General features: G+C 56.1%; 8 protein-coding genes. 3 read left to right on the plus strand and 5 right to left on the minus strand.

Going from position 1 to position 4,649, the window contains the following annotated elements; genetic code table 11:
* The first annotated feature begins 38 nt into the window (after positions 1-38).
* Positions 39-239: a hypothetical protein gene (locus IE243_RS22105; protein ID WP_191321458.1), complete on the plus strand. Its 201-nt coding sequence runs from the start codon at positions 39-41 to the stop codon at positions 237-239.
* A 141-nt stretch (positions 240-380) separates the two neighbouring features.
* Here IE243_RS22105 and IE243_RS23675 read toward each other — a convergent pair whose 3' ends face one another.
* Both IE243_RS23675 and IE243_RS22115 read right to left on the minus strand, forming a co-directional pair.
* Entirely contained in the window at positions 381-740 is a 360-nt protein-coding gene (locus tag IE243_RS23675; RefSeq protein ID WP_244643320.1) for a DUF6481 family protein, read from the minus strand.
* 181 nt (positions 741-921) lie between these two features.
* The gene (locus IE243_RS22115; protein ID WP_132011028.1) at positions 922-1,131 is read right to left on the minus strand and encodes a cold-shock protein; all 210 of its coding nucleotides are present in this window, start codon (positions 1,129-1,131) and stop codon (positions 922-924) included.
* Between the two features lie 1,147 nt (positions 1,132-2,278).
* Between IE243_RS22115 and IE243_RS22120 the strand changes: the two genes are divergently transcribed.
* The gene (locus IE243_RS22120) at positions 2,279-2,428 is read left to right on the plus strand and encodes a hypothetical protein (RefSeq protein ID WP_165910084.1); all 150 of its coding nucleotides are present in this window, start codon (positions 2,279-2,281) and stop codon (positions 2,426-2,428) included.
* Positions 2,429-2,455: 27 nt separating this feature from the next.
* Positions 2,456-2,698: a hypothetical protein gene (locus IE243_RS22125; RefSeq protein WP_132011032.1), complete on the plus strand. Its 243-nt coding sequence runs from the start codon at positions 2,456-2,458 to the stop codon at positions 2,696-2,698.
* 261 nt (positions 2,699-2,959) lie between these two features.
* On the opposite strand, the gene IE243_RS22130 is transcribed toward IE243_RS22125, so the two are convergent.
* The 3 genes from IE243_RS22130 to IE243_RS22140 all read right to left on the minus strand — a co-directional run.
* Complete coding sequence (locus tag IE243_RS22130) at positions 2,960-3,223, minus strand: hypothetical protein (protein WP_191321460.1); 264 nt, start codon at positions 3,221-3,223, stop codon at positions 2,960-2,962.
* Positions 3,224-3,729: 506 nt separating this feature from the next.
* Positions 3,730-4,335: a hypothetical protein gene (locus tag IE243_RS22135; protein ID WP_191321461.1), complete on the minus strand. Its 606-nt coding sequence runs from the start codon at positions 4,333-4,335 to the stop codon at positions 3,730-3,732.
* Between the two features lie 4 nt (positions 4,336-4,339).
* Positions 4,340-4,649 (minus strand): TM2 domain-containing protein (locus IE243_RS22140; protein WP_210319957.1); only part of this gene is annotated, 310 nt, incomplete at its 5' end.

Below are 4,649 nucleotides of genomic sequence, written 5' to 3' on the forward strand. Positions count from 1 at the left end.
TGTGAGAACTACTTCGTTTCATGCGGATATGAGCCGGAATGATCGAAAAACGCTCTAAGGCAAAGCCTTTCGAGCCCGGAGTGACGTTGGACACCGGGCGGGTGTGGGCGGCGCTTGCGAAACTGAAGGCGGAGCATTTCCCCGAGCTTGAGGTTGATGTGTTTTTCGAACACGAGGAGGCAGTTTCAGGGGGGCTGAGACGAGAATGCCTGTTGACGGCGCGGGCTGACAGCCTTTGAAGCTGTTGTATCAGCGACGTAAAGGCTTAATTTTTTATGGATATTCCAGAACCACCTCGCGAGGTGGTCCTGTTTCTTTGCGGGTACGACGCGCCCGTTGTGCTGAAATCTGCTTTAGCTGCCCATGCTTTCAAAGCCCGATCAATTGCTCCGAGCTTTTCGGCTGGCGTAACGCAGGTCACGTTTGGCTTTTTGGGCAGCTTCTTCAGCGGCGTTCGCTTTTGCGCGGGCATCCAGTTCAACCGCTTCGAGCGCAGCTTTCTGTGCTTCGCGCGCTGCGCTCTCAGTGTCGAGCCGGGCGCGCTCCTCAAGTTTTGCATGTTCCCGCTGCGCACGGCGTATTTCGCGAGCTTTGGCAACTGCAGCGCGTTCAAGTTGGTTTGCCTCCCGCTGTGGAGCCGATGCTGTCCGGGCAGCCCGATAGGCTTGGACTGAAGCCGTCTTTGCGGCTGCAGCGGCTTTGCGGCGGTCGGAAAACTCAACATGTCCAGTGCTATGCAAATCAGAACTCCATTTTTTGCTCTTTAGGGCGCGAGCATCCGCTTGGCTGTGGATCGGCTAAGGCTTCCGGAATGATTTTCCCGGGCTCGGGAGGTCGCGCTTTCTGAATATGAAAAAGGGCCAGGCTGGATAGCCTGACCCATAATTTGCTCAGACGGGCTGATTTCAGGCGCGCGCCAGTTCAGGCGGCCTTCAGGTTCTCAGCTGCAACCTTGCCCTTGCGCTGGTCCATGACGATGTCGAACGACACCTTCTGGCCATCGAAGAGGGACGACATGCCCGAACGCTCTACGGCGGAGATGTGCACAAACACATCGGAGTTACCGTCGTCCGGCTGGATAAAGCCAAAGCCCTTGTTGGCGTTAAAAAATTTTACGGTTCCGGTATTCATGACGACTTCCTTTCAAATCGACACAGAATTTCAGCATCCGGCAATGTGCCAGACCCTATGAACACGAATTTGAGGGAAGAAGTCGTAACTGCGCTAGCGCGCAAAAACAAAGTTCGTCAACAAGTTCGATGGAGAATTTACTATATGACAATTGTGTCTTTTGCAAGGGAGCATTGAAAATTATTGCATGTAAGCGCCTTTTTTTCGGCAGATTGTCTGGCTGGCTGGGGTTTCAATATCCGGACACGGATAAACCGCATTCGTGCCGCAGAGAGAGGGGTGGCCTTGCCGGGCCACTCTGGCCGTGCAGCCCTATCCTGCGCTGCGGCCCGATAGCCTGCCCCGTGGAGGGAAGCATGGCCACCCAAGACAGCCAGCCGCTAAATGCAGTGGAAACACTCCCGGAGGTCGATCCCACCCAGCCGGGAGGCCCCGGGGAAGCGGGAGGGCGGGCGTGATTGGACGCCCAGCAGAGGGTGCGTCATCTGCCTTTAGAAGGGGCTTATGTTTTTATAGCGAGCAAGGGTGTGCCAGATGACCAAGAATACATTGGGCCGCAGCACGGCGACGCCAGCAGTCGATCTGTCGGAGCCGGATCAGACGCCGATGCTCCACGTAACGCTTCTGGCCAATCATGCCAAGGCGCGAAGAGCCCGGATGATGCGCTGGTCGACGTTGGAGCCGCCAAACCCCGCTTTTTGTAGCGATGCCTCTAGAGTTGACGGTTGAGGCGCAATCGGCTGCCCCGCTCTGCGGGGCTTTTTTATCGTCAAGTCAAAATGGCGAGATAAATTTCGGGGTCATTGCGTTGCTCCGGAAGTTTCAAATATAATCACATTTTTTGTCAAAGGTCGTGCTAAAATGAAATCTAAAAGAAAACACGGAGACGCCTTGAGCCAAATGATGGCGGGTCGTGAGTCTCATATATACTCGATAGGTCAGTCGGTTATGCTATTTAATGCGTTTAAAGAAACCGATGTTGTCTATCATATTACTAGAATTTTTCCGCCAAGCGGGTCGTCTCCGCAGTATCGTATTAGCAGCGATGTAGAGCGCTATGAAAGAATGGTGACCCAGGACGACATAAGGCCAGTTGCTTCGCTTGGCGCGGCAAAGGGGCGGACTTTGATTGAAAGGATTCGTAGTCATGGCTAAAGAACAGCGGAGAGGCAATCGCGAGATTAAAAAACCAAAGCAGGAGAAGTCCGCTCCGCAGCCCGCCGGGCTGTTTGTCAGTCAGGATGGGGGTGCGGCAAACATAAATACGAAGCGCGCCAAGGGCAAAACGCGCTGGTGATTGCGATCTGGGCGTCAGGAGCTGGCAATGAAGGTCGTCATCAAGTTCTATCGGATTCGCGATACGGACAAGGCGCATGCTGTGGTCGGGCAAGAGACGCTCGATGCTGCAAATCTTGAAGACGCGATTGAGCAGGCAGTAAGGCTTTCGACGTCCCTTAACATGCCACAGCAACCAGACGCCATGTCCATCAGCGATAGCGATGGAAATGAGGTCCATGTACGAAGACTGGGGCGTCTGGGCGCAGGGCGAGGGCGGTCTGCGCTATAAAAACTGGTCAGACGTTTTCGTTGTATATAGGGAGTGGTCTGTTGTTCATCCTGCCGAAAATATAATTCTCAAGGCAACGACGCAACCCAACTTGACGCCGACACAGCATGATCGAATTATATTGCCGGCAGGATGAACAGCGACGGTGACGCCCTCAATCCGTAAATGTTGATGGCCCTACACCCATATAGAACATTTACGGATTGCTATCTGGGGCGGTTATGCAAATTATTTTTCTTCTTCACTTGATCAACCTCCGTCTTACGAACCGGGTCGCTCCCGGCTCCTCTTTCTCCGGCAGTTATACCAGTAGGTCAGCGCTCCCCTGTCAGTGAGCGCCGCGCCGTCGATGAACGCCCGGACAACAACGTCCTGAGGGTGGCTTTCAAGCTGCCGGTACATTGCCATCGCGGCGTCAATCTTGGTGCTGCCGTTCGACATCATCTCCCGCGCTTCCGCGACCGCCTTCTCGACGATCGACATGTCAGTGACGACGGGTTCGGGTGATTTCGGTTTTCTCGACATGTGTTGTTCCCCTCCAGATCTTGGAAGCCCGGAGGGTCACGGCGATCAGGTGAGGGGACAACGGGATCGGGGGTGGATTTCCCATCGCGTTTTCCAGAGATGGTACGGGTACTGTCACCGCTGATGGGGTCGAACGTGGTGTGAGAATTGCGGAGCTTCCGGGGACAATCCGCAATGTTGAGTTCGCTTTGGTGTGGTGTGTGGACCTGAAAGGTCAGACGTCAGGAAAAGTGGAAATCCGGATTTATGATGTGATGAATCCGGAAGTTTTCCGCAAACAATTATGGAAGAATATGCAACTGACTGTCTTTGGGAAGCTGTCGTTCTACCACTGAACTACGCCCGCAGAGCGGAGATGGAACCGTTGGGTTCTGATCCCGCCCGTCCCGCCGCCGGCAAATCGCCAGGGACAGGGACCTTCATGTACCCGGTTTCGCCCACGTCGATCAAGGGTCATTGCGCGGGCAACTCACGTCAGGGGTCGTCGTGCACAGGGGAGGGAGGGTTTACTTGTCGCAGCGAACCCAGTTCTGGCCGCCTTTCACGGTCCGGTAGCAGAAACCGCGTCGCTGCAGTTCGTCCGCAACGCCGGAGCGACGACCGCACGCCTGATCCGCTTTGGGGTCGTCGCCGCTGCCACCGCGACAATCATCGTTCAGGTCGCCCCATTGGTCGACCAGCGCCCTGTCGGACAGTTTGCGGTTGTTGCCCGGGGTGGGTCGGGATGCCCTCGGTTGTCCATGGCTGGTCTGGCGCCAGATGCAATCCTCACCCTCCAGAGAGAACCGCTCCCGCGTCGGGGTGTCGAGAATGAACGACTGGTGGGAAATCGTATCGTACTCCCGGCAGGTCGACTGGACGTGGTGACGGTGTGGGGGGAGGACGGTTTTGACCGACGCAACGACCCACGCCATTTCCGGTCCCTGAAACTGTCGTCCCCCTTTCGCAACCTGCCACGGGGGAAGATCGAGTTCCCCCTTCCTGAACTCAGCGCACTTTTCGGAATTCTCCGCATAGAACCCGTCACGCAGGGGAACCCGGTCACTGGCGATGACCGGGTGGGAGAAGGTCAGGACGGACAGGGCCAGTCCGGCGATGGAGATCATCCGCATCAGGTCAGCCGTATTTCCGTTTGAACGTAGCGTCCGATGAGGTGAGGTAGATGATCCCCTCGATGAAGCCGATGATGGCGGGAATGAACGTCCAGCAGAAGACGAGGTACAGCAGACCCATCCCGGTCTGTCCGAGATAGAACTTGTGGAAGCCGAGCCCACCGAGCAGGAAGGCGAGGATCGCAGCGGTCACCCTGCTTTTGAGGGGAGGAGCGTTCGCGGCGTCGCTGCCACCGACAGCAGCAGCTCCACCACCTGCGTTCATGAACACCTGGGATGTTCCCTGCCGCTTCAGCATCTCGATCTCACGCATC

The sequence above is a fragment of the Camelimonas fluminis genome (assembly GCF_014656355.1).
Lineage (GTDB): Bacteria > Pseudomonadota > Alphaproteobacteria > Rhizobiales > Beijerinckiaceae > Camelimonas > Camelimonas fluminis.